The organism is Streptomyces sp. NPDC094147 (assembly GCF_044764265.1).
Taxonomy (GTDB): domain Bacteria; phylum Actinomycetota; class Actinomycetes; order Streptomycetales; family Streptomycetaceae; genus Streptomyces.
The window spans coordinates 81,021-104,874 of sequence record NZ_JBIWHT010000021.1 but is presented as its reverse complement, the minus strand read 5'-3'; the positions used below and the strand labels follow the sequence as shown (position 1 = coordinate 104,874).

Sequence of the window (23,854 nt, the reverse complement as noted above, 5' to 3'; positions counted from 1 at the left end):
CACCCCACAGGAAGAAGCGGACAAAAGTCCCTCGACGTGACAAAGCAGGTCGATGCGGTGATGGGATCGTTATACGGATTTGAGCGTCCGCTGAGCGAACAGCCATCTCCTGGTCGATCGGTCAGGGCATGAGCGTTTCGACGAGTGTTTCTTGCAGCACACCCAGCCAGAGATAGGCCATCACCATCGGCTTGCGCGGATCGTCGTCCGGCAGCCGGTACAGCTCGCCGCTCTCGTCCTCGTCGGTGACCTCCAGGCGGGTGCCGATGGTCAGCCGCAGGTCGTTGAGCGCGCCCAGCCAGTGCCGGGAGTCCTCGGCGGTCAGCTTCAGGACAGCTCCGCCGTCGCCCTTGGGGGTCAGCGCGTCGAGGCCGTGGACCACCGCGAGCGCGTCGGCCCGCTTGCGCGAGCGCAGGTCGTTCTCGGTGAAGCGCCTGAACTCGCTTGACTTGTCGCGCAGTTCGTCGCTCTCGTCACTGGCGTACGCGTCGGGGAAGAGGCGGGCGAGTGCCGGGTCGGAGGGCGGCTCGCTCGGGCCCTCGGCGAACAGCGCGGCGAGCGGGTCGGCGCCCTCGGCCGGTTCGTCGCCGGGACCGACGAGTTCGAGCAGCTGGACCGCGAGCGAGCGCAGGATGGCGATCTCGACCTCGTCGAGCGCGACGGCCGCGCCGCCGCCGGGGAGCACCTCGAAGTGCCCGGCCATCAGTTGCGGTCCTGGGAGAGCGTGGCCCACAGCCCGTAGCCGTGCATCGCCTGCACGTCGCGTTCCATCTCCTCGCGGCTGCCGCTGGAGACCACGGCCCTGCCCTTGTGGTGCACGTCGAGCATCAGCTTGTGGGCCTTGTCCTTCGAGTAGCCGAAGTAGGACTGGAAGACGTACTGCACGTAGCTCATCAGATTGACGGGGTCGTTGTGGACGAGCGTCACCCAGGGCACATCGGGTTCGGCGACGGGTTGGCTCGACTCCGCCGACTCGGGGCGTTCGATCTCTACGGGAGCAACACTCACGGCTCTGGGCGACCTTTATCTCTTCTGCCGGGGGTCCGGGGGGCGCCCCCGGAAATCACAGCCACGGCCTCCATGCTGCCACCCGGGGCGGGTCATCGCACAAACGGGCTCCTAGAAATCGTCAAAGTGACGAGTATTCGGGGTAGCATCCCCCCATGCCCCATCTCCCGGGGGCAGCCCCCGGATCCCCGGCCGAACCGTGCTCGGCCCGGACGAAAGTGCGAGGTAGCTCGTTGTGAACGCTGCGGACCTTGGGCTGCCGGTGGACGTGCCGTCGACAGCGCTCTTCACCGACCAGTACGAGTTCACGATGCTCCAGGCCGCGCTGAAGGCCGGCACGGCCGAGCGGCGCTCGGTCTTCGAGGTCTTCACCCGCAGGCTCCCCGAGGGCCGCCGGTACGGCGTGGTCGCGGGTACCGGACGGGTCCTGGACGCCGTCGAGAACTTCCGCTTCGACGCGGGCGTGCTCGGCTTCCTGCGCGACCGCGACATCGTGGACGAGCCCACCCTGCGCTGGCTGGCCTCCTACCGCTTCAGCGGTGACATCTGGGGCTACCCGGAGGGCGAGGTCTACTTCCCGGGCTCACCGATCCTGCGCGTCGAGGGCTCCTTCGCCGAGTGCGTGCTCCTGGAGACCGTGATCCTCTCCATCCTCAACCACGACTCCGCGATCGCCGCCGCCGCGTCCCGGATGTCGGCCGCCGCCGGCGGGCGCCCGCTCATCGAGATGGGCGCGCGCCGCACCCACGAGCTGTCCGCGGTCGCCTCCGCGCGGGCCGCCTACGTCGGCGGCTTCAGCACCACCTCGGACCTCGCGGCCGGTTTCCGCTACGGCATCCCGACCGTCGGCACCAGCGCGCACGCCTTCACCCTGCTCCACGACAGCGAGCGGGACGCCTTCCGGGCCCAGGTCGACTCGCTCGGCCGCGGCACCACCCTCCTGGTCGACACGTACGACGTCGCCGAGGCGGTCCGCGCCGCCGTCGAGATCGCCGGACCCGAGCTCGGCGCGGTCCGCATCGACTCCGGCGACCTGCTCCTGGTCGCCCACCGGGTGCGCCAGCAGCTCGACGAGCTCGGCGCGACCAACACCAAGATCGTGGTCACCTCCGACCTCGACGAGTACGCCATCGCCTCGCTCGCCGCGGCCCCCGTGGACGCGTACGGCGTCGGCACCCAGCTGGTCACCGGCTCCGGGCACCCGACCTGCTCCATGGTCTACAAGCTGGTCGCCCGCGCCCAGTCCGCCGACCCGAAGGCCCCGCTGCACCCGGTCGCCAAGAAGTCGCTCGGCGCGAAGTCCTCGATGGGCGGCCGCAAGTGGGCCGCGCGCCGCTCCGACGCGTACGGGATCGCCGAGGCCGAGGTCATCGGCACCGGGCCGGTGCCGACCGCGCTCGCCGACCGCCAGCTCCTGGTCGAGCTCGTCAAGGGCGGCACCGTCGTGGCCCGCGAACCGCTGGAGACCGTCCGGCAGCGGCACATCGACGCGCTGGCCGCGCTGCCGATGTCCGCGATCCAGCTGTCGCGCGGCGAGCCGGTCATCCCGACCGAGTACGCCTGAGCGGCCCGGCCGGGTTTCCGCCCCCCTTTGCCCCCTGCCGCGCGGTGGTCGAAGTCTCTACGCTCGTAGAACAGCCCCTCCCTGACCGCGGGGCCCGCAGACCGAAGGACAGCCGACATGCACCGCGCCTTGATCGTCGTGGACGTCCAGAACGACTTCTGCGAGGGCGGCTCCCTCGCGGTCGCGGGCGGCGCGGACGTCGCCGCCGCGATCACCGACCTGGTGGGCCAGGCGGCCGGGTCCGCCTACCGCCATGTGGTGGCCACCCGCGACCACCACGTCGACCCGGGCACGCACTTCTCGGACACGCCCGACTTCGAGCACTCCTGGCCGGTGCACTGCGTCGCCGGTACGGAGGGGGTGGGCTTCCACCCCAACTTCGCGCCGGCCGTCGCCTGCGGGGCGATCGACGCGGTCTTCGACAAGGGGGCGTACGCGGCGGCGTACAGCGGCTTCGAAGGTCTTGACGAGAACGGGGTCTCGCTGGCGGACTGGCTGCGGGCGCGCCAGGTCACCGAGGTCGACGTGGTGGGGATCGCCACGGACCACTGCGTGCGGGCGACTGCGCTCGACGCGGTGCGGGCCGGGTTCACCACCCATGTGCTGCTCGACCTGACCGCGGGGGTGGCCGAGCCCACGACGTCCCGGGCGCTGGAGGAGATGCGGGCCGCGGGTGTCGAGCTGTCCGGCAAACCCGTGGTCTGAGCTCCCGGCGGCCTTCCGTGGCCCGTCGGCACGGGGCTCCGCCCCGGACCCCGCTCCTCAAGCGCCGGAGAGGCTTGATTTTCCGCCGCGCGGGGCTGTTCGCGGGGCGCGATGACTACCTCAGCAGCGCCCGTATCGGGTGCCACAGTTCTTCCGCCGTCGCCTCCGGGGTGGTGCGCCACAGGAGGCCGTCGGGGTGGTGGAGGACGGCGGTGATCTCGTCCAGGGTCGGCGGCTGGGTGTTGCCGCGCAGGTAGACCGCGCGCAGGCCGAGGTTGCGCAGCCTCGTCAGGGCGCGGGCGCGGTTGACCGCGTGCACCAGGACCCGCACGTTCGTGCCGGGCGCCGCCGGGTTCGGCAGCGTGAGCGCCACCACGACGCTGCCGCCGGGCAACTTGCAGAAACCTCCGCCGGGCATGCCGGACCACTCCCCCTGTAGGACGACGCGTTGGACTCGCTGTCAATAAGGACTCGTAGGACGCACCTAAACACGACCGGCCGTCGCCCCGCTAGAGGGCGACGGCCGATCATGGCCTGACCTGCGGTTTTGAGAATTACTTGGTCGAGCGGCCGACCTTCACGGTGATCGTCGAGCCGTCCAGCGGCTGGTGGACGATGGAGATCCGGGTCTTGGTGTCAGGAACCTTGACGCTTCCGGTCGGGTTCTCCTCGTGCCAGTACTTCCCGCGGTGGTCGTCGAAGACCGGGACGCCGGACTGCGGACCGATCTTGGTCGCGACGTCCGCCTTGTGCGGGGGTGAAGCCGTCCGTCGGGTACGCACTGAAGGGCGCGAGAGGTCCCAGAGCCGGACGAGCAGGCCCTTTCTGGTACGGGTAGCGCTCGACCCGGCTGGGCCGGGTGCGCGGCGACAACGGGTGCGCGCGTCTCGGCATGCGGACGGTGGCGCGTCGCGGAATGACTCCGTGCGCCCCCCGTGCTCCGGCACCGTGGGTTAGGTCACGCTTACCAGCAGTTCCGCTCGGGCATGGACCGTCGTAGAGTCGCTTGACAGTGCGATCCGGTTGTCACGTCGGCCGGTTGAGAACGGTTGAGAGGCTCACCCCCCTATCCGAACCATCAGGACGGATAACGCCATGCCGCGTCCCACTGCCGCACAGCTCTCCTACGGTTCGGCCACCGTCGTCTTCTCGACCGTCGCCATGCTGCTGCTCTCACGGACCGAGTCCGGGGTCGGAGTGGCCGTCATAGTGCTCGCCGCGCTGCTGCTCGGCCTGCTCGTCGCCGTCACCGTGCCGATGCCGCTGCCCCGCCGGGTGCGCGCGGACGCCGACGGCCGCACGGTGCGGGCCGGTACCCCGGCGCCTGCGAACCGTGCGGCCGTCGTGGAGACTTCCGCCGCCCTGAGGGTCCCGGGCCCCCAGCGGCAGCCCAGGCGTGAGCACTCACTGCGCGGCTGAGACCACCACCGTCTTCCCGGCCTTGTCGTGCCAGCCCTGCCGGTACGGCTTGTCCGCCATGATCGTGATGATCAGGATGATGTCCCACAGGCAGTAGCAGCAGATCACGAACGGTGCCCACAGCACGGCGGCCCGCGCGAGCGCGGCGTTGGTGGTGGGCACACTGCCGTCGTTGAGCATCGCGACCCTGAGCCCCAGCCACTTCTTGCCGAGGGTCTGGCCGGACTTCGACACCATCAGGGTGTCGTAGCCGATGTAGGCGGCGAGCGAGATCAGCAGCCAGAGCAGCCCGCTGCCGGAGTACGCCTTGCTGATCACCTCGGTGCCCGAATCGCTGTTGCTCGTGGCGATGACGATCCGCTTGCTGGTCGCCCATTCGATCAGACCGAGCGGGACGGCGATGATGAGGAAGTCGATGAAGCGGGCCAGGAACCGCTTGCCGTAGTCGGCGAGCGGCGGCATTCCGGCCAGCGGGTCGACACCGCCGTACTGGCCCCCGTAGGGGTCGGACGGCGGTGGCGGGGCGCTGCCGTACGGCGATCCGCCACCGGGGGGAGGCGGCGAGCCGTACGGACCCCCGCCGCCGGGCGGCGGGCCCGAGCCGTAGGGGGAGTCGCCCGGCGGCCCCGCGGGCGGCGGCTGCGAGGCGCCGTGGGGAGAACCGCTCTGCGGAGGTTCCGACGGCTTCTTGAGGAACGGGTCGTTCTCGGGCGGCTGATCGGGCGGCGGCTGATCGGTGCTCATGGCCGTAGTGCACCGCGCGCGCGAGGCGCCCGCAACGGTACGGACGCCGTTCGGGGGAGGATCGGGCCGGATTGCGCCAGGGGTGCGGCGGGCGGATCGGGCGCTTCCCCTTTCAACACCCGGCCTCTAACCGTCGGCTAACCCTCGGCGACGAAGGTGTGGGCCGCCTTGTCGTGCCAGCACTGCCGCCACGGCCGGTCGAACAGGCACCACAGCACATTGACCACGCCGACCGCGAGCAGGCCGAGCACCCCGTAGACCAGCCAGCGGCGCACCGCCTGGCCGAACGTCGGCGGCTCGTACGACTCGATGCCGCGCACCTGCACCCCGCACAGCTTCTTGCCGAGGGTGCGGCCCCACTTGGCGGTGGGCAGCGCCTCGTACAGCAGCCCAAGGAGGAGGAAGGCGCCGAGGACGATGCCGGCGTAGCCCGCGGTGGTGCCGTCGAGGAGGTAGACGGTGACCGTCCGGCCCGACAGCTTCGCCGCGTCGATCTTGCCCTGGATGTGGTCGCCCGCCCGCGTGATGAGCGGCACGGCGAAGCCCGCGACGACGCTGCCGAGCAGCACGGTGTCCACGAGCCGCGCGGCGAGCCGCCGACCGAGCCCGGCGGGCCTGGCCGCGGCCTGCGCCTGGGCGGCCTGGAGGAACGGGTCGACCACCGGGGGCTTCCACGGCACGACCGGTTCCTGCGGCTCCGGCTGAGCGAGTTGGTGCACCTGCTGCGCCCAGGAGGTGGCCCCTCCCCCGGCCCCCGCGCTCATCGGCGAGCCGAGCGCTCCGGGACCGGGGTACGAGGAGTGGGCGGGGGGTTGCGGCTGGGGCTGGGGATACGACTGCGGCGGCTGCGGCTGCGGCGGGATGGGCGCTGGTGCGGGGGCTTGTGCGGGCATGTGTACGGGGGGCGACTGCGGGACGTCCCGGTAGCCGGTCGGCGTCGGGCGGGCCGGGGCGGGCAGCGCGGCCCGCGCGGGCGCCGGGTCGACGGCGGCGGGCGGCACGGCCCCGGTGAGCCGCTGCTGGTGCGGCGCGGGGGCGACGGGCGGTAGGGGCTGCGGGGCCTCGGGCCGCCGGGGGTCGGGCAGTCGGCGCGGGTCGGCCGCTTCGGGCAGTCCGCGCGGGTCGACCGGGCGGCCCCAGGAAACCAGGCGGTCCTGGTCGCCGCCGAAGCCGGACTGGTGGGCGGCGTCCGCGCGCCAGGTGGGCTGCTGTCCCTGCGCGGCAGGGGCGGGACCGGCGTCGGGCTCGTCCAGGAAGACCGGGCCCGTCTCCTCGGCGGGTGCCACCGGGGCCGGTGGCGCGGACGCGAGGGCCGGGGCGGGCGCGGGGGCCGCGCCCGTCGGCGGGGTGGGCGGCGCCTCGCCCGGGGCCGGGGCGGGCCGGCTCGTGCCGGGCACCCAGGAGGCACCGTTCCAGTACCGGACATATCCGGGAATCGAAGGATCTGGGTAATACCCTTCCCGGGCTCCGCTCCCGCCGCCGTCAGGAGGAACCGCCATGTCCCCAACTCCGTTCCGATCCAGCACACTTGATCTCAGCCGCGGCGCGCCGCCCGGCCCAGCCGCCGATCGCACGCTTCCGCTTGTCCCAGGAGGACATTAACGAAGAACCCGGGGCCGGTAGGAGCAAGCCGGGGAGGAAGCCCGCGTACGAGCGACGCCGGGGGCCGCACCGCGGCCGGGGGCCGGGCTCCGGGCCGGGCTCCCGGCAGTGCGTACGAACCGGGTCCCACCAGTGCGTACAGTCGTGGCGCACCGAACTGGTGCGCCAGGAACGGCCGGTCAGGAAGGCGAGTGGACGATGCGTGTGGGGTCTGGTCGAACCGGTCGCAGCGAAGCGGCCGTCGGCCCCCCGGCGGCGGCTCCCGCACTGCGGCGGGCCTGGACGGCGGTCGCGGCCTTCGCGGCGGTCCGCGCGCTCGGCCTGCTGGTCCTGGCGCTGTGGTCCCGTATCGCCGGAAATGACGCCCACACGCTGCTGTCCGCGCGCTGGGACTCCCTCTGGTACGTGCGGGTCGCCGAGTCCGGTTACGACTTCACGCTGACCGCGCCGGACGGCCGGGTCCTGTCCGACCTGGCGTTCTTCCCGCTGCTTCCCTGGCTGGAGCGGGCCGTCGCCGCGGTGAGCCCGCTGGAGCCGGCCGACGCGGGCCTGCTGGTCAGCGCGGTCGCGGGTCCGGCCGCCGCCTGGGGCCTGTATCTGACGGGTCATCACCTCCACGGTCACCGGGCCGGAGTCCTGATCGTGGCGCTGTGGGCGGCGGTTCCGGTCGGGATCGTCCAGTCGATGGCGTACAGCGAGGCCCTGTTCGTGGCGCTCTCCGCCTGGGCGCTGTACGGCGTGCTGCGGCACCGCTGGGTCGAGGCCGGGCTGCTCGCGTCGCTGGCCGGTCTGACCCGGCCGGTGGGGCTGGCGGTCGCCGCCGCGCTGTGGGCGGGGGCCGCCGTCGAGGCGCGGCGCACCCGGCACGTCGACGCGCGGATGCTCACCGGGGCCGTGCTCGCCCCGCTGGGCGCGGCGGGGTATGTGCTGTGGGTGGGCGCCCGCCAGGGCGGCCTGCTGGGGTATCTCGACGTCCAGGCCGCCTGGGGCAACGGCTTCGACGGGGGCCTCGCGTACGGGGAGTTCATCGCGGACCACCTCGATGGCCGGCCGGTCGTGCTCGCCGGTCTCGGCCTGGTCATCGGCACGGCGCTCGCGATCGGGGCGTACGTGGTGTGCGTCCGCGGGCGCCAGCCGCTCCCCCTGCTCGTCTACACCGGCATCGTGCTGGTCCTCGCGCTGTGCTCATCGGGGTACTTCGGCTCCAAGCCCCGTCTGCTGCTGCCCGCGTTCCCGCTGCTGCTGCCGGTGGCGGTGGCGCTCGCCCGGCTGCGCGCGTCCCGGTCGGTCCCCGTCGTCGCCGCCCTCGCCCTCGGCTCGGCGGTGTACGGTGCGAGCTGGCTGAACGGCTCGGGTCCGCCGTGACGGCGGGCCCGCCGCCGGGCCGCCGGTAGGACTCTTCAGAAAAAAACTTCCCGAAGTCGCGTAATGACCGCGGGGGAACGCGCTCTCACCCTGTACGGCCCGCTCCTGGGCCCTCGTACGAATGCGTACAGCAAGGGAAAGAGAGGCCCCTCATGCACACCGTGGTGGAACGCGAACTGGAACTCAAACTGGTGCTGTCGCCCGAGCGCAGCATCCCCGTACCGGCCCGCCTCACCTACCGCACGGACGACCCCTATGCCGTGCACATCGCCTTCCACATCAGTTCCGAGACGCCCGTCAACTGGACCTTCGCGCGCGAGCTCCTGGTCGAGGGGGTCTTCCGGCCGTGCGGGCACGGCGATGTGCGGATCTGGCCGACCAAGGTCGAGGGCCGCAGCGTGATCCTGATGGCGCTGAGCTCGCCGGACGGCGACGCGCTGCTCGAAGCGCCGTCCGCGCAGGTGTCGGCGTGGCTGGAGCGGACGCTGCGGGTGGTCCCGCCGGGCTCTGAGACCGAGCAGCTCGGCATCGACGACGGCCTCGCCGAGCTGCTCGCCCCCACCACCGGCCGCGTCGGGAGCGACGAGCTGTGGCTGCGCGACCCGTGGCCGTCGGACGAGTCCCGCCCCGATGAGGGGGCGTGAGAGCGCCACGTCAGAAGAGCTTGCCCGGATTCAGCAGGCCCAGCGGGTCGAAGGCGTGCTTGACCGCGCGCTGCATCTCGACACCGACCGGGCCGAGTTCGCGGGCCAGCCACTCCTTCTTCAGTACGCCGACGCCGTGTTCGCCGGTGATGGTGCCGCCCAGCTCCAGACCCAGCGCCATGATCTCGTCGAAGGACTCGCGGGCGCGCCGCGACTCGTCCTGGTCGGCGGAGTCGAAGCAGACCACGGGGTGGGTGTTGCCGTCGCCCGCGTGCGCGCAGACGCCGATGGTCAGGTCGTACTTCGCGGCGATCGAGGCTGTTCCTTCGAGCATCGCGGCGAGCTTCGACCGCGGAACGCACACGTCGTCGATCATCGTGGCCGTTTTGATCGTTTCGAGGGCGGTGAGGGACAACCGGCGGGCCTGGAGGAGGAGTTCGGATTCCGCGGCGTCCTCGGCCGGGACCACCTGGGTGGCGCCCGCGGCGGCGCACAGCTCGCCGACGGCGGCGAGGTCGGCGGCCGCGTGCGGGGTGTCGAAGGCGGCGAGCAGCAGGGCCTCGGTGGTGTCGGGCAGCCCCATGTTCGCCATGCGGTTGACGGCCTGGATGGTGGTGCGGTCCATGAGTTCGAGCAGGGACGGGGTGTGCCCGCGCTCCATGATCTGCACGACGGCGGCGCAGGCGGCCGCGGCCGACTCGAACTCCGCGGCGAGCGCGAGCTGCTGCGGCGGCGCGGGCCTGAGCGCGAGCACCGCCTTGACGACGATCCCGAGGCTGCCTTCGGAGCCGACGAACAGCCGGGTCAGGTCGTATCCGGCGACGCCCTTGGCGGTGCGCCGGCCGGTGCTCATGAGCCGACCGTCGGCGAGCACGACCTCCAGGCCGAGCACGTACTCGGCCGTCACCCCGTACTTCACACAGCACAGGCCGCCGGACGCGGTGCCGATGTTCCCGCCGATGGTGCACGTCTCCCAACTGGAGGGATCCGGCGGGTAGTAGAGCCCGTGTTCATGGACTTCGCGCGACAGCACGGCGTTGACGACGCCGGGCTCGACCACCGCGATCCGGTCGACGGGGCTGATCTCCAGGATGCGGTCCATCTTGACGAGCGAGAGGACGATGCAGCCGTCGCTGGCGTTGGCCGCGCCGGACAGGCCGGTGCGGGCGCCCTGCGGCACGACGGGCACGCGCAGCGCCGTCGCCGTGCGCATCACGTGCTGGACCTGCTCGACGGTGCGGGGCAGCACGACCACCGCCGGACTGCCCGCCGCGCAGAAGCTCGCCATGTCGTGGGCGTAGGAGGCGGTGACGTCCGGGTCGGTGATGACGGCGTCCGCCGGGAGTTCCTCACGCAGCCGTTCGAGAAGATCGTCCATGTCCTCAGCCTGGCACCCGGGGCCATCGGTGTGAACCCTTTCCCGCCTCGGACGGGCGGGGCCGGGTGCGCTCTTCGTATTGACGCACAGTGTGCGCCATGGAGATCGCTAAGACCGAACAGGACTCGGCACGGCGGGCGGCCTGGCTGTCGGCCTCCGCCACGGCGCGGCAGACCTCGCGGCGGCCGGGGCCGCCGCGCGCCCTGAGGCGGGCCGTCCTGGTGGCGCTGGCGGCGGCCGTGCTGATCGGCGGCGTGGTGCTGCTGATGCCGGAGGACCGGGGGCCGAAGGCGCCGCCGCCCGCCCCGGGTCCGGCGGCGCGGGCCCTGACGGCGGTGGCGGCGGGGGCGCCCGCCTCGGTCGGCGATCTCACCGCGCTCATCTCGGACCGGGCCGCCTGGGTACGGACCCATCCCGGCGACGACGCGTCCTGGGCGGTGCTCGGCTCGGCCTATCTGGAGCGGGGGGCACGGGCCGCCGACCCCTCGTACTACCCGCGCGCCGAGTGGGCGCTGCGGCGCTCCCTCGAAGTGCGGCCGAAGGACAACGCGGACGCGGAGATCGGGCTCGCGTCGCTCGCCAACGTCCGGCACGACTACGCGGCGGCGCGCACCCTGGCCGAGGGGGTGCACGCCCGCGCGGCGGGCCGCTGGACGGTGTATCCCGCGCTGATCGAGGCGTACAACGGGCTCGGCGACGCGAAGGCCGCCGCGAAGGCGGTGGAGCAGCTGCTCGAACTCCGGGGCGGTTCGGCCTCGTTCGCGCAGGCGGCCGAGGTGTACCGGGAGCGGGGCTGGCGCGAGGACGCGTCGGCGATGCTCGACGAGGCGGTCGGGCACGCCGGATCGGCCCCGCAGAAGGCGGCCTGCCTGGTGGCGATGGGTGATCTGGCGTGGGAGCGGGGCGAGCCGGAGGGGGCCCTGGCGCAGTACGAGGCGGCGCTGCGCACCGACCCGGAGGCCAATGCGGCGCTCGCGGGCCGGGCCAGGGCCGAGGCGGCGCTCGGCCGCAAGGCGGACGCCCAGCGCGACTACCTGGCGGCGGTGGCCCGCCTCCCCCGGCCCGAATACGTCCTGGAACTGGGTGAGTTGTACGAGTCGCAGAGCCTGGACGGCGATGCGAAGACCTGGTTCGACAAGCTGCGCGAGCTCGCCGGGCGGGACGGCGCCAACGGGGTGGACGACGCCGTGGTGCTCGGCCGGTTCGAGGCCGACCACGGGGCGGCGCCCGCGGCGGTGGAGCGGCTCGAAGCCGAGTGGCGGGCGCATCCGAGCCCGGCGGCGGAGGACGCGCTGGCGTGGGCGATGTACCGGGCGGGAGATCCGGAGGAGGCGCTGGCCCACGCGAGGAAGGCGACCGACTCGGGGGTGCGCGACGCCCTGTTCGCCTACCACCAGGGCACGATCGAGCGCCGGCTCGGCCAGACGGGCGCGGCCCGGCGCCATCTGGAGGACGCGCTGCGCACCAACCCGTACTTCTCCCCGCTGCTCGCGCCGCAGGCGAAGCAGGCGCTCGCCGCGCTCGGCGAACCGCCGGAGGGCGGCCCGCGGGACGTGTACGGCTATGTGGCGGCCGCCGAGCAGGCGGGTTCGGGCGGCTCCGGCTCCTCGGCCGGCTCGGGTTCCTCGTCGAATTCCAACACGGGCCGCCGCCCCGGCAGGCCCCGCCCGGCCAAGCCCGCGAAGCCGCACCGGCGCCGCTGACCGCGCGCCCGGCGCGCACTGCGGCCCCACGGGTCAGGTCCGTGGGGCCGCAGAGTAGTGACGGTAACTCAATTACCGCGCAGGTGTGACCAGTTGCGGGTCAGAGGTTGCCACGCTTCTCCTGCTCGCGCTCGATCGCCTCGAAGAGCGCCTTGAAGTTGCCCTTGCCGAAGCCCATCGAACCGTGCCGCTCGATCATCTCGAAGAAGACGGTCGGGCGGTCCTGGACCGGCTTGGTGAAGATCTGCAGCAGATAGCCGTCCTCGTCGCGGTCGACCAGGATCTTCAGCTCGCGCAGCACCTCGACCGGCACCCGGGTCTCGCCGGCCCACTCGCCGAGGGTGTCGTAGTACGAGTCGGGGGTGTCGAGGAACTGGACGCCGGCCGCCCGCATGGCCTTCACCGAGGCGACGATGTCGTTGGTGGCGAGCGCGATGTGCTGGACGCCGGGGCCGCCGTAGAACTCCAGGTACTCGTCGATCTGCGACTTCTTCTTGGCGATGGCCGGCTCGTTGAGCGGGAACTTCACCTTGCGGGTGCCGTCGGCGACGACCTTCGACATGAGCGCGGAGTACTCGGTGGCGATGTCGTCGCCCACGAACTCCTTCATGTTGGTGAAGCCCATGACGTTGTTGTAGAACGCCACCCACTCGTTCATCTTGCCGAGCTCGACGTTGCCGACGCAGTGGTCGATCGCCTGGAAGATCCGCTTCTGGACCGGCTCGACCATCGGCGCGGCCTCGACGAAGCCCGGCAGGTAGGGGCCGGTGTAGTCGGAGCGTTCGACCAGGGTGTGCCGGGTCTTGCCGTACGTGGCGATCGCGGCGAGGACGACGGTGCCGTGCTCGTCGCTGATCTCGTGCGGCTCCTCCAAGCCGGTGGCGCCGTGCTCGGTGGCGTACTTGTACGCGGCCCGCGCGTCCGGCACCTCGATGGCGAGGTCCACCACGCCGTCGCCGTGCTCGGCGACGTGCTCGGCGAGGAAGCGGCCCCGGTCGGTGGCGGTCTTGATGACGGAGGTGAACACGAAGCGGGCGGCGCCGCTGCTCAGGACGTAGCTGGCGGTCTCGCGGCTGCCGTTCTCCGGTCCGGAGTAGGCGACCAGCTTCATGCCGAAGGCCGTCGAGTAGTAGTGCGCGGCCTGCTTGGCATTGCCCACGGCGAAGACGACCGCGTCCATGCCCTTCACCGGGAAGGGGTCGGCCTGCCGCGCGGTTTCGGGGGTGTGAATGGTCTCAGTCATGGCGGCAGAGTCTCTCTGTCCGGCAAGCTGCGCAATAGTTCGCGATTCCACTGGTCAATCTGTGCAGCGACTGGCCAGTATGGGAGGACGTTCTGTACATGATGACCATCCGGAGGCGGGCATGTCGATCGATCATCTGGACGGGCGCCTGATCGTGCTGCTCGCCCGCGAGCCCCGGATCGGGGTCCTGGAGGCGTCCCGGCGGCTGGGGGTCGCGCGCGGCACGGTGCAGGCGCGGCTCGACCGGCTTCAGTCGAATGGAGTCATTCGCGGCTTCGGTCCCGATGTCGATCCCGCCGCCCTCGGATACCCGGTCACCGCCTTCGCCACCCTGGAGATCAAACAGGGCCAGGGGGCCGATGTGCGGGCCCACTTGGCGACCGTGCCCGAGGTCCTGGAGCTGCACACGACCACCGGGCACGGCGACATGCTGTGCCGCCTGGTGGCCCGCTCCAACGCCGATCTCCAACGTGTGATCGACCGGGTTGTCGGTTTTGATGGCATCGTCCGGGCCTCCACGGCGATCGTCATGGAGAACCCGGTCCCGCTGCGGATCATCCCGCTGGTGGAGCAGGCCGCACAGGACGACGTCCGGGAGACCGGGAGCCGGGGCGGCGGGGCACCGTAGGGTCGAGGGGAGCGCGTGTGAGCTTCTGGGACTACCTGTCCAGCAGGCACCAACAGCTGCTCACCGACGCCCTCCAGCACGCGAGCGCGGTGTTCCAGTGCATGGTGATCGCGACGGTCCTCGGCATCCTCATCGGTGTGGTCACCTACCGCAGCGGCTGGGCGGCGGGACTCGCCATCACCTCCACCTCGACGGTCCTCACCATCCCCTCGCTCGCCATGATCGGCCTGCTGATCCCGCTGGTGGGTCTCGGCGTTGCGCCCACCGTCGTCACGCTGACGCTGTACGGGCTGCTGCCGATCGTCCGCAACTCGATCGTGGGCCTGCGCGGTGTCGACCCCTCCCTGGTGGACGCGGCCAAGGGCATCGGCATGTCGCGCACGGCCCGCATGGCGCGGGTCGAACTCCCGCTGGCCTGGCCGCCGATCCTCACCGGCATCCGGGTCTCCACGCAGATGCTGATGGGCATCGCGGCCATCGCGGCGTACGCCTCGGGCCCCGGGCTCGGCAACGAGATCTTCCGCGGGATCGCCTCGCTCGGCAGCGCCAACGCCATCAACCAGGTCCTCGCGGGCACCCTCGGCATCGTCGTGCTCGCCCTGCTCTTCGACGCGGCGTACGTACTGATCGGCCGTCTCACCATCCCGAGGGGGATCCGTGTCTGAGTCCGGCAGCGCCTCGGCCTCGGGGGCCTCCATCCAGCTGGAGAACCTCACCAAGCGGTACGCGGGCAACCCCAACCCCTCGGTGGACAGCGTCAACATGGAGATCAAGGCCGGCGAGACCGTGATCTTCGTGGGCCCTTCGGGCTGCGGGAAGTCGACCACCCTCAAGATGATCAATCGATTGATCGAACCGTCGTCCGGTCGCATCCGGATCAACGACGAGGACGTCACCGACATCGACCCGGTGAAGCTGCGCCGCAAGGTCGGGTACGCGATCCAGTCGTCCGGGCTGTTCCCGCACATGACGGTCGCCGAGAACATCGCGCTCGTACCGAAGATGGTCGGCTGGTCCAAGTCGAGGGTGAAGGACCGGGTCGAGGAGATGCTCGACCTGGTCGGGCTCGATCCGCGCGAGTTCCACGGCCGCTATCCGCGCCAGCTCTCCGGCGGACAGCAGCAACGGGTGGGCGTGGCACGGGCGTTGGCGGCCGATCCGCCGGTGCTCTTGATGGACGAGCCGTTCGGCGCGGTCGACCCGATCACCCGGGACCACCTCCAGGACGAACTGATCCGCCTCCAGCACGAGCTGCACAAGACGATCGTCTTCGTCACCCACGACTTCGACGAGGCGATCAAGCTGGGCGACCGGATCGCGGTGCTGCGCGAACGCTCGCACATCGCTCAATTCGACACGCCCGAGGCCATTCTGACCAACCCGGCCGACGACTTCGTCTCCGGATTCGTGGGTGCGGGCGCGGCGCTCAAGCGGCTCAACCTCACCCGCGTACGGGATGTGGAGATGGCGGAGTTCCCCACGGTCACCGTGGACGACCCGCTCCAGTCGATCTTCAACAAGCTGCGCAGCGGCCCCCACAACGAGCTCCTCATGCTGGACCGCAGGAACCGGCCCTACAAGTGGCTGCGGCGCGGCGACCTGATGCGCGCCAAGGGCTCGCTCGCGCGGGCGGGGCAGCTGGTGCACGACACGGTGACCAGGGACGCCACGCTGCACGACGCCCTGGAGGCGGTCCTCATCGACTCCGGCGGCCGGGTCGCGGTGACCGGGCGGCGCGGCGAGTACATCGGCGTCGTGGACATGGAGACGCTGATGAACTCCGTGCACGAGCTCCTGGAGGCCGACCGGCTCGCCGCCATCGAGCACCAGCACGACCTGGAGGAGCTCCGCCACCACCAGACGGAACAGGAGCTGGAGGGCGGTGCGGAGCAGTCATGACGCCCAGGAGCCCCGCTCCCGCCGAACGCCCGCCGGGTGAGCACGAGGTCAAGGGCCACGCCTTCCGCGACGAGCTGCCGGACCCGGAGGCGGAAGCGGAGGAGGAGCCGGGCCCGGCGGCGGGCGGACCGGCCCGCCGGATCACCTGGCAGAAACTGGCCCTCCTGCCGGCCGTGCTCGTGGTGGTCCTCCTGATCACGTACTTCTGGATCACCAACGCCCACCTGGACTCGATCGCCAAGAACTCCCTCGCCAACGGCAACGTCCAGCTGCGCCTGTGGCAGCACGTCAAGCTGACGGCGATCTCCACCTTCTGGGTGCTCGTCATCGCGATTCCGCTGGGCATCGCGCTGACCCGGCGCGGGGTGAGCAGAGCCGCCCCGCCGGTCACCGCGATCGCCAACATCGGCCAGGCCACCCCGGCCATCGGCCTGCTCGCGCTCCTGGTGATCTGGCTCGGCATCGGTCCGGGCACCGCCGTCATCGGCATGGTGATCTACGCGGTGCTCCCGGTGCTCTCCAACACGGTGGCCGGGCTGCGGGCCATCGAGCCCCACCTGGTCGAAGCGGCCCGGGGGATCGGCATGTCGGCGCTCGGCACCCTGGGCAAGGTCGAACTGCCCCTGGCCGTCCCGCTGATCCTCGCGGGTGTGCGCACCGCGCTCGTCCTGAACGTGGGCACCGCCACGCTCGCCACCTTCGGGGGCGGTGGCGGCCTCGGCGACCTGATCACCTCCGGCATCCAGACCCAGCGCATGCCGGTCCTGGTCCTCGGCTCCGTCCTGACGGTGGCGCTCGCCCTGCTGGTGGACTGGCTGGCCTCGCTGGCCGAGGTGGCGCTGACCCCGCGCGGACTGGAGGCGGAGTGATGCGGCACCTCCGTACGGCACTGGCCGCCGCCGGGGGCTCGCTGGCGCTGCTCGCCGTGGTCTGCGGCTGCGGGCTCAAGTCCGGCTCGCCGATGGTGGACGACGTGGTGCCCGGCTCGGTCGGCCGGGGCCTGCCCCTCAAGGGGGCTTCCCTGACGGTCACTTCGAAGAACTTCAGCGAGAACATCATCCTGGGCCAGATGGTCGGCCTGGTCTTCAAGGCGGCCGGCGCCGAGGTCCTCGACCGCACCAACCTGCCCGGCTCGATCAGCGCGCGCGAGGCCGTCGTCAAGGGTGACGCGGATGCGATGTACGAGTACACGGGCACGGCGTGGATCACGTACCAGGGCAACAGCAAGCCGATCACCGACCCGCAGGCGCAGTGGCAGGCGGTGCGCGACGCCGATCTGAAGAACGGTGTGACCTGGCTGCCCCAGTCGACCCTCAACAACACCTACGCGCTGGGCATCAGCCAGGCCAACAACGCCAAGTACCACCTCAGGACGCTCTCGGACGTGGCCGCGCTGTCGAAGAAGGATCCCTCGGCGGTGACGATCTGCGTGGAGAACGAGTTCGCCTCGCGCGAGGACGGACTGCCCGGCATGCAGAAGGCGTACGGGATGTCGGTCCCCGCCTCCAACATCCAGAAGATGGACGCCGGGATCATCTACACCCAGGTGTCCAAGTCCAGCTCCTGCCTGCTCGGCGAGGTGTTCACCACCGACGGCCGGATCAAGGCGATGAACCTGGCGACCCTCCAGGACGACCGGCACTTCTTCCCCAACTACAACGCGGCGCCGGAGCTGCACAGCAGGACGTACGAGAAGTACCCGGCGATCGCCGCCCTCCTGGACCCGGTCAGCGCCAAGCTCACCACGCAGGTCGCCCAGGACCTGAACGCCAAGGTCGACGTGGCGGGCCAGGACCCGCACGACGTGGCGCTCGACTGGCTGGTGGAGCAGGGGTTCGTCAAGAAGGGGTGAGCGGTGCCGCTCGGACGGCCTCGCACAGAACCCGATGCAAAGAACACCCTGCAAAGAAGTTGATGCAAAGAAAGCGTTGCAACACTCTCTTTGCATGGCTACGGTGGAGTCATGTCCGAGAACAAGCAGCCCGGCGGCAAGCCCCCCGAGAACGCGTCCGGGGAGCGCATCCTCGACGCCCGCGCCCTGCGCGGCCTCGCCCATCCCCTGCGGATCCAGCTCTTGAAGTCGCTGCGCCACGACGGCCCGGCCACCGCCTCCCAACTCGCCGAGCGGCTCGGCGAGTCCAGCGGCGCCACCAGCTACCACCTGCGCCAGCTAGCCGCGCACGGCTTCGTGACGGACGACCCCGAGCGCGGCAAGGGCCGCGAGCGCTGGTGGAAGGCCGCACACAAGGGCACCTCCTTCGCCGAGGGCCTGCACACCAGCACCGACCCCGAAGTGCGGGGCGCGGCCGACCTGTTCATGCACGAGATCGCCAGCATCCACACCCAGGAGCTCGCGACCTGGCTCGGCACCAAGCACGACTGGCCGGAGCCCTGGGCCACCAGCGGCGACCTGAGCGACTTCACCCTGAACCTCACCGCGGCCCAGCTCCAGGAGCTCAACGAGAAGCTGCACGCCGTCGTGGAGACCTACCGCACGATCACCCCGGACGCCTCGGACAGTGCGGACGCCGCCCAGGTCCGCGTCCATCTGCACTCCTTCCCGCGCTCCTCCCAGACCCGCTGAAAGGGACCACCGCCGTGTACCCCGAGAGCCACCTCCTGCTGCACCGCCTGCGCACCGCCGAACTCGAAGCCGCCGCCGCCCGCCCCTCACTCCCCCGCGAGCGGCGCCTGCGTACCCGACTTGGCTGGATCCTGGTCGAGTTGGGGCTGCGCCTGACCCAGCAGCCGCCCCGACGAGCAGCCCGCCTCGTATGAGCGGCCCGGGGGGACGCCGCGACAGGAGGCCGCTCGCCGCCGTCCTGACCGCCAACGCCGTTTCGGCGACCGGGAGTTCACTCACCCTCATCGGTGTGCCGTGGTTCGTGCTCCAGAGCACCGGCAGCGCGGGACGGGCCGGGGTCGTCGCCTTCTGCGCGACGCTGCCGATCGTGGTCTCGGCGCTGATCGGCGGGCCGGTCATCGACCGCGTCGGCCGCCGCCGGACATCGGTCGGATCCGATGTCGTGTGCGGACTCGCGGTCGCCGCGATCCCGCTCCTGCACGGCGCCGGACTCCTCCCGTTCTGGATGCTGTGCGCCCTGATGGCGCTCGGCGGCCTCGCCCACAACCCGGGCGTCACCGCCCGCTACGTCCTGCTGCCGGACCTCGCCCGGCAGTCCGGTACGACCCTGTCGCGCGCGGCCAGCGGGTACGACGCCGTCGCGCGCGGCGCCCGGATGACCGGCGCGGCCCTGGCCGGTGTGCTCATCGCGCTGACCGGCGCCGCGACCGTGCTCCTCATCGACGGCGCGACCTTCGCCGTCTCCGCGCTGCTCGTCGCGTGGGGCCTGCGCGGGGTGCGCGCGGCCCAGCCCCGGCGCGACGCGCCGCCCGTCTCGCTGCGTACGTACAAGGCCGAACTGCGCGAGGGATACGCCTACTTGGCGCGCACCCGGCTGCTGCTCGCGGTGGTCGCCATGGTGATGCTGATGAACGGCACCGACCAGGGCTGGAGCGCGGTGCTGCTCCCGGTGCACGTCGAGCGGGACCTGGGCGGCGCGACCCAACTCGGCCTGCTGGCCGCGCTGTTCGGGGCGGGCGGGCTGTGCGGCGCGCTGCTGTACGGCCTGGCCGGCCACCGCTTCTCGCGCCGTACGGTCTTCGCCGTCTGCGTCCTGCTGTGCGGAGCGCCCCGGTACGCCGTCGCCGCGCTGACCGGCACCACGCCGCCGCTCGCGGTGACGATGCTGGTGGCCGGGCTCGCGGGCGGCGCGCTCAACCCGATCCTCACGACGGTGATCTACGAAAAGGTCCCCGACGAGCTGCGCAGCCGGGGTCGCCGGGGTGCTCGCGGCGGGCTGCGAGATGGCGATGCCGCTCGGCGGGCTCGCGACGGGCTTCCTCGTGGAGGGCGCGGGGCTGCGGGCCGCGCTGCTCGCGGTCGGCGGGGTGTACCTCCTCGCGACGCTGAGCCCGCTGGTGTTCCCGGCGTGGCAGGACCTGGACGCGGGTGCCGGGGATGCCGCCGACGCCGTCAGCAGGACGGAACCGGGGCGCCCTTCTGCAGCGCCTGGAGCGCGGACACCGCGCCCTTCAGCGTAGTCACCGGGATCAGCCGCAGCCCCTTGGGCAGTTCGGCCCGCGCGTCCGCGCACTCCGCCTTCGGTACGAGGAAGACGGTCGCGCCGTCCCGGGCGGCGGCCTGCGTCTTGAGCGCGACCCCGCCGACCGCGCCGACCTCGCCGCCGGGGGTGATCGTCCCCGTACCGGCGATGCTGCGGCCGCCGGTCAGGTCACCGCCCGAGCCGTCGCCGTTCAGCTTGTCGATGATGCCGAGCGTGAAGAGCAGCCCCGCGCTCGGGCCGCCGACGTCGGCGAGGTGCAGATCGACCTTGACCTTGTCGGGGCTGAGGCCGAGGTGGCCGAGGGCCGCGACGGCCGCGGCGTCCTGCGACTGCTTCATCTCCGCCTGGTTGTGCTCGGAGATCTGCTTCTCGCTGCCGCCGCTCGGATAGACCGCGTCGCGGGGCATGACGGCCCGGTCGGTGCGGAACCAGCCGTCGACGACATCGGAGAGGCCCACTTCGGCGTTGGGTCCGGTCGCCTCGATGGTGGTCATCCGCAGCTGCCCGGTGGTGGGGCGGGTGGGCGCACCGGAGATCGTGATCACCGGCTTGCCGCCGTCGTCGCCCAGCACGTTCGCGGTCGGACCCGGCTGGGCCACCGCGAACGGCAGCGGCGCGAAACAGGCGACGGCGAGCAGCGCGACGACCGGCGCGGCGCCGATGGCGAGGTTACGGAGGCGGGAGTGACGAGTGAGCACGGCTCCAATCTAGCCGTACGCACCGCCCGGCCCGGGGGTGGCCAGGGGCTCGGGGCCGCTCCGGCCTCGTCCGCCGCCCGCCCCAAGGAGCGCGGCCCTCAGCGCAGGGCGTCCGCGACCTCCTTCGCCGCGTCCACCACCCGGGGCCCGACCCGTTCCGGTACCGCGTCGGCCAGCATGACCACGCCCACGCTCCCCTCTATCCCGGTGACCCCGACCAGCGGGGCCGCGGCGCCGCTGGCCCCGGCCTCCAGCTCGCCGTGGGTGAGGGTGAAGCCGGGCTCGGCGAGGCCGCCGCTCTGGCGGGCCGCGAGGATCGCCCGGCCCGCGGCGCCCCGGTCCAGGGGGTGGCGGAACCCGGCCCGGTAGGCCACGTGGTAGTCGGTCCAGGTCGGTTCGACCACGGCCACGGCGAGCGCGTCCGAGCCGTCGACCAGGGTGAGGTGCGCGGTGGCCCCGATGTCCTCGGCGAGCGAGCGCAGCGCGGGCAGCGCGGCCTCCCGCACCAGCGGATGCACCTGGCGGCCCAGGCGCAGCACGCCCAGACCCACCCGGGCGCGGCCGCCCAGATCACGTCGTACGAGAGCGTGCTGCTCCAGCGTGGCGAGCAGACGGTAGACGACCGTCCGGTTGACGCCGAGTTTGTTGGACAACTCGGTGACCGTCAGACCGTGGTCGGTGTCGGCGAGCAGCTTGAGGACACGTAGTCCCCGGTCGAGCGTCTGGGAGGTCTCCGCGGTCACGACGCCCACTCCTTAAGTGGTGAGTCGCTGGCGGCTTTCTCACGTCATGGTCGCCACCGGTCCCGTTGGCGACGCGCGGAGAGGCCGCCGGCAGGCCATGGCACCGGCTGCGCTCCGCGGCGACGTTGCCACGGGGCGTTTGCATGGCGGGGACAGTAGCGAGCGGACACCGCTCAGCGGAAGACCTCGTCCAGAATCCGGGCGCGAACGGAATTCCGGCTCCCGTGAAATGGGCAAAAGTGGGCCCAACAGATGGGCAAATAGAGACCGGCGGTGAAGAATTTGATCCCTTTTCGATCACCTTCGGGACCAAAGTCCGGGTCAGGGGGGACCTTGGGCGACCGACACGGATTTACCGGGAGATTACTGTGGCAGGCGTTCGAGGGGCGTCCGTGGGGGCCGGTCCTCGTACGCATCCCGTTCCTCCGGGATCGAGCGGGGCCCGGCAACGCACACCGGGCCCCGCTCCACGCATGGTCAGGGCGGACCGCTACTTCATGCGGGTCGCCCACTCCTGGACCTTCTTGATGCGCTCGCGCAGCTGCCCGGCCGTGGCCTCCGCGCTCGGCGGCCCGCCGCACACCCGGCGCAGCTCGGTGTGGATGACGCCGTGCGGCTTGCCGCTCTGGTGGACGTACGCGCCGACCATCGTGTTCAGCGACTTGCGCAGTTCGAGCAGTTCCTTGTGCGAGACGACCGGCCGCCGCTCGGCGGGCATCTCCAGGAGGTCGGCCTGCTCGGCCGGCTTCTGGCGGCTGTGCGCGATCTGCCGGGCCTGCCGCTTCTGGAGCAGCATCTGCACCTGGTCGGGTTCGAGCAGGCCCGGAATGCCGAGGTAGTCCTGCTCCTCCTCGCTTCCCGGGTGCGCCTGCATGCCGAATTCGGCGCCGTTGTACATCACCCGGTCGAAGACGGCATCGGATTCGAGCGCCTCGAAGGGGAGCATGTCCCCTTCCCCGGTGTCCTCGTCCTGCTGCTTGTTCGCGTCGTCCATTTCCTGCTCGGACTCGGCGTACGGGTCTTCTTCCCCGTCCTTCTTGGGTTTGTCGAGCACGTGGTCGCGCTCGACCTCCATCTCGTTGGCGAAGCCGAGGAGCATGGGAATGGTGGGGAGGAATACCGAAGCGGTCTCGCCGCGCCGCCTCGACCGTACGAAACGGCCGACCGCCTGGGCGAAGAACAGCGGGGTCGAAATGGTGGTGGCGTACACGCCGACGGCGAGCCGGGGCACGTCGACGCCCTCCGACACCATGCGGACGGCGACCATCCACCGGTCGTCGCCCTCGCTGAACTCGTCGATCCGCTTGGAGGCGCCGGTGTCGTCGGAGAGCACCACGGTCGCCCTGCTGCCGGTGATCTCCCGGATCAGCTTGGCGTAGGCGCGGGCGGAGTCCTGATCGGACGCGATGACGAGCGCCCCGGCGTCCGGGATGGCCTTCCTGACTTCGGTCAGCCGCTGGTCGGCGGCCCGGAGCACATTGGGCATCCAGTCGCCGCGCGCGTCGAGCGCGGTGCGCCAGGCCTGCGAGATGGCGTCCTTCGTCATGGGCTCGCCGAGCCGGGCCGCGATCTCGTCACCGGCCTTGGTGCGCCAGCGCATGTTGCCGCTGTAGCTCATGAATATGACGGGCCGCACGACCCCGTCGGCCAGGGCGTTGCCGTAGCCGTAGGTGTAGTCGGCGGACGACCGCCGGATGCCGTCGTTGCCCTCCTCGTACGTGACGAAGGGGATCGGGTTGGTGTCGGACCGGAAGGGGGTGCCGGTGAGGGCGAGCCGGCGGGTGGCGGGGTCGAAGGCCTCAAGACACGCCTCACCCCACGACTTGGAGTCGCCGGCGTGGTGGATCTCATCGAGGATGACCAGGGTCTTGCGCTGCTCGCACCGGTTGCGGTGCAGCATCGGGCGCACGCCGACACCGGCGTACGTCACGGCGACGCCGTGGTACTCCCTGCTCAGCGGCCCGGCACTGTAGTCCGGGTCGAGCTTGATGCCGACCCGGGCCGCCGCGTCCGCCCACTGCTTCTTGAGGTGTTCGGTCGGCGCGACGACGGTGATCCGCTGCACCACGTGGTGGTGCAGCAGCCACGACGCGAGCGTCAGCGCGAAGGTGGTCTTGCCGGCGCCGGGCGTCGCGACGGCGAGGAAGTCGCGCGGCTGCTCCTGGACGTACCTCTCCAGGGCGCCCTGCTGCCAGGCGCGCAGCTTGTTGGCGGTGCCCCAGGGGGCCCGGCCGGGGAAGGCGGGTGAGAGGTGGTGGGAGGCGGTAGTAGTCACGGTCTCCGGTTCGGGGCTCTCGGTGTACGGGGTCACGGGCATCCGGGCGGGGGCCCGGAGGGGGCTGCGTTACGTACGACAACCGGGCCACCTTACCGGCGCGCGTCAC

The 23,854-nt window shown here is 71.6% G+C and carries 23 protein-coding genes and 2 pseudogenes; 14 read left to right on the top strand and 11 right to left on the bottom strand.

What is annotated here, in order from left to right; genetic code table 11:
• Positions 1-121: 121 nt before the first annotated feature.
• On the bottom strand, positions 122-703 hold the full coding sequence (locus ACIQ8J_RS26295; RefSeq protein WP_403274866.1) for a DUF2017 domain-containing protein: 582 nt from the start codon (positions 701-703) through the stop codon (positions 122-124).
• Complete coding sequence (gene clpS / locus ACIQ8J_RS26290; RefSeq protein ID WP_403274865.1) at positions 703-1,008, bottom strand: ATP-dependent Clp protease adapter ClpS; 306 nt, start codon at positions 1,006-1,008, stop codon at positions 703-705. Before clpS ends, ACIQ8J_RS26295 begins: the two co-directional genes overlap by 1 nt.
• A 235-nt stretch (positions 1,009-1,243) precedes the next feature.
• On the opposite strand from clpS, the gene ACIQ8J_RS26285 reads away from it, so the two are divergent.
• Together ACIQ8J_RS26285 and ACIQ8J_RS26280 are read left to right on the top strand one after the other, a co-directional pair.
• Positions 1,244-2,572, top strand: coding sequence for a nicotinate phosphoribosyltransferase (locus tag ACIQ8J_RS26285; RefSeq protein WP_403274862.1), 1,329 nt, complete (start codon positions 1,244-1,246; stop codon positions 2,570-2,572).
• Positions 2,573-2,689: 117 nt separating this feature from the next.
• Positions 2,690-3,277, top strand: coding sequence for an isochorismatase family protein (locus ACIQ8J_RS26280; RefSeq protein WP_403274861.1), 588 nt, complete (start codon positions 2,690-2,692; stop codon positions 3,275-3,277).
• A gap of 115 nt (positions 3,278-3,392) precedes the next feature.
• Here ACIQ8J_RS26280 and ACIQ8J_RS26275 read toward each other — a convergent pair whose 3' ends face one another.
• Positions 3,393-3,695 (bottom strand): hypothetical protein, encoded by a 303-nt coding sequence (locus ACIQ8J_RS26275; protein WP_403274860.1) that lies wholly within the window; start codon positions 3,693-3,695, stop codon positions 3,393-3,395.
• A gap of 136 nt (positions 3,696-3,831) precedes the next feature.
• Positions 3,832-4,069, bottom strand: a pseudogene (locus ACIQ8J_RS26270) (protease); the annotation flags it as partial.
• A gap of 303 nt (positions 4,070-4,372) precedes the next feature.
• Between ACIQ8J_RS26270 and ACIQ8J_RS26265 the strand changes: the two are divergent.
• A complete protein-coding gene (locus ACIQ8J_RS26265) occupies positions 4,373-4,696 on the top strand; it encodes a hypothetical protein (protein ID WP_403274858.1) in 324 nt (107 codons plus the stop codon).
• On the opposite strand, the gene ACIQ8J_RS26260 is transcribed toward ACIQ8J_RS26265, so the two are convergent.
• On the bottom strand, positions 4,682-5,440 hold the full coding sequence (locus ACIQ8J_RS26260; protein WP_403274857.1) for an RDD family protein: 759 nt from the start codon (positions 5,438-5,440) through the stop codon (positions 4,682-4,684). The two genes, ACIQ8J_RS26265 and ACIQ8J_RS26260, sit on opposite strands and share 15 nt — an antisense overlap.
• 137 nt (positions 5,441-5,577) lie before the next feature.
• Complete coding sequence (locus tag ACIQ8J_RS26255) at positions 5,578-6,939, bottom strand: RDD family protein (protein WP_403274855.1); 1,362 nt, start codon at positions 6,937-6,939, stop codon at positions 5,578-5,580.
• A 301-nt stretch (positions 6,940-7,240) separates the two neighbouring features.
• Here ACIQ8J_RS26255 and ACIQ8J_RS26250 point away from each other — a divergent pair, with 301 nt between their 5' ends.
• Together ACIQ8J_RS26250 and ACIQ8J_RS26245 are read left to right on the top strand one after the other, a co-directional pair.
• Positions 7,241-8,407: a hypothetical protein gene (locus ACIQ8J_RS26250; protein ID WP_403274854.1), complete on the top strand. Its 1,167-nt coding sequence runs from the start codon at positions 7,241-7,243 to the stop codon at positions 8,405-8,407.
• A 152-nt stretch (positions 8,408-8,559) separates the two neighbouring features.
• Positions 8,560-9,051 (top strand): SsgA family sporulation/cell division regulator, encoded by a 492-nt coding sequence (locus ACIQ8J_RS26245; RefSeq protein ID WP_403274852.1) that lies wholly within the window; start codon positions 8,560-8,562, stop codon positions 9,049-9,051.
• A 10-nt stretch (positions 9,052-9,061) separates the two neighbouring features.
• Here the strand turns inward: ACIQ8J_RS26245 and ACIQ8J_RS26240 are convergent, their stop codons facing one another.
• Positions 9,062-10,429, bottom strand: a complete 1,368-nt coding sequence (locus ACIQ8J_RS26240; RefSeq protein WP_403274851.1) for an FAD-binding oxidoreductase — start codon at positions 10,427-10,429, stop codon at positions 9,062-9,064.
• A gap of 98 nt (positions 10,430-10,527) precedes the next feature.
• Here ACIQ8J_RS26240 and ACIQ8J_RS26235 point away from each other — a divergent pair, with 98 nt between their 5' ends.
• On the top strand, positions 10,528-12,132 hold the full coding sequence (locus tag ACIQ8J_RS26235; protein ID WP_403274849.1) for a tetratricopeptide repeat protein: 1,605 nt from the start codon (positions 10,528-10,530) through the stop codon (positions 12,130-12,132).
• A gap of 100 nt (positions 12,133-12,232) precedes the next feature.
• Here the strand turns inward: ACIQ8J_RS26235 and hppD are convergent, their stop codons facing one another.
• Positions 12,233-13,375, bottom strand: coding sequence for a 4-hydroxyphenylpyruvate dioxygenase (hppD, locus tag ACIQ8J_RS26230; RefSeq protein ID WP_403274847.1), 1,143 nt, complete (start codon positions 13,373-13,375; stop codon positions 12,233-12,235).
• Positions 13,376-13,496: 121 nt separating this feature from the next.
• On the opposite strand from hppD, the gene ACIQ8J_RS26225 reads away from it, so the two are divergent.
• The 8 genes and pseudogenes from ACIQ8J_RS26225 (at position 13,497) to ACIQ8J_RS26190 (ending at position 20,006) form a co-directional block, all read left to right on the top strand.
• Positions 13,497-14,003 (top strand): Lrp/AsnC family transcriptional regulator, encoded by a 507-nt coding sequence (locus tag ACIQ8J_RS26225; protein WP_403274844.1) that lies wholly within the window; start codon positions 13,497-13,499, stop codon positions 14,001-14,003.
• A 17-nt stretch (positions 14,004-14,020) separates the two neighbouring features.
• The gene (locus ACIQ8J_RS26220; protein ID WP_403274842.1) at positions 14,021-14,668 is read left to right on the top strand and encodes an ABC transporter permease; all 648 of its coding nucleotides are present in this window, start codon (positions 14,021-14,023) and stop codon (positions 14,666-14,668) included.
• On the top strand, positions 14,661-15,902 hold the full coding sequence (locus ACIQ8J_RS26215) for an ABC transporter ATP-binding protein (RefSeq protein WP_403274840.1): 1,242 nt from the start codon (positions 14,661-14,663) through the stop codon (positions 15,900-15,902). Before ACIQ8J_RS26220 ends, ACIQ8J_RS26215 begins: the two co-directional genes overlap by 8 nt.
• Positions 15,899-16,771, top strand: coding sequence for an ABC transporter permease (locus ACIQ8J_RS26210; RefSeq protein WP_403274838.1), 873 nt, complete (start codon positions 15,899-15,901; stop codon positions 16,769-16,771). The genes ACIQ8J_RS26215 and ACIQ8J_RS26210 overlap by 4 nt, the downstream gene beginning before the upstream one ends.
• Positions 16,771-17,754 (top strand): glycine betaine ABC transporter substrate-binding protein, encoded by a 984-nt coding sequence (locus tag ACIQ8J_RS26205; protein WP_403274837.1) that lies wholly within the window; start codon positions 16,771-16,773, stop codon positions 17,752-17,754. The genes ACIQ8J_RS26210 and ACIQ8J_RS26205 overlap by 1 nt, the downstream gene beginning before the upstream one ends.
• 111 nt (positions 17,755-17,865) lie before the next feature.
• Positions 17,866-18,486: an ArsR/SmtB family transcription factor gene (locus ACIQ8J_RS26200; RefSeq protein ID WP_403274835.1), complete on the top strand. Its 621-nt coding sequence runs from the start codon at positions 17,866-17,868 to the stop codon at positions 18,484-18,486.
• A gap of 14 nt (positions 18,487-18,500) precedes the next feature.
• Complete coding sequence (locus ACIQ8J_RS26195; RefSeq protein ID WP_403274834.1) at positions 18,501-18,680, top strand: hypothetical protein; 180 nt, start codon at positions 18,501-18,503, stop codon at positions 18,678-18,680.
• Positions 18,677-20,006, top strand: a pseudogene (locus ACIQ8J_RS26190) (MFS transporter). Before ACIQ8J_RS26195 ends, ACIQ8J_RS26190 begins: the two are co-directional and overlap by 4 nt.
• On the opposite strand, the gene ACIQ8J_RS26185 reads toward ACIQ8J_RS26190, so the two are convergent.
• From ACIQ8J_RS26185 to ACIQ8J_RS26175, 3 genes are all read right to left on the bottom strand, one after another.
• Entirely contained in the window at positions 19,939-20,727 is a 789-nt protein-coding gene (locus tag ACIQ8J_RS26185) for a S16 family serine protease (RefSeq protein WP_403274832.1), read from the bottom strand. The pseudogene ACIQ8J_RS26190 and the gene ACIQ8J_RS26185 overlap by 68 nt on opposite strands.
• 98 nt (positions 20,728-20,825) lie before the next feature.
• The gene (locus ACIQ8J_RS26180) at positions 20,826-21,470 is read right to left on the bottom strand and encodes an IclR family transcriptional regulator (RefSeq protein WP_399048309.1); all 645 of its coding nucleotides are present in this window, start codon (positions 21,468-21,470) and stop codon (positions 20,826-20,828) included.
• A 490-nt stretch (positions 21,471-21,960) separates the two neighbouring features.
• A complete protein-coding gene (locus ACIQ8J_RS26175) occupies positions 21,961-23,745 on the bottom strand; it encodes a DEAD/DEAH box helicase (protein ID WP_403274904.1) in 1,785 nt (594 codons plus the stop codon).
• Positions 23,746-23,854: the final 109 nt, after the last annotated feature.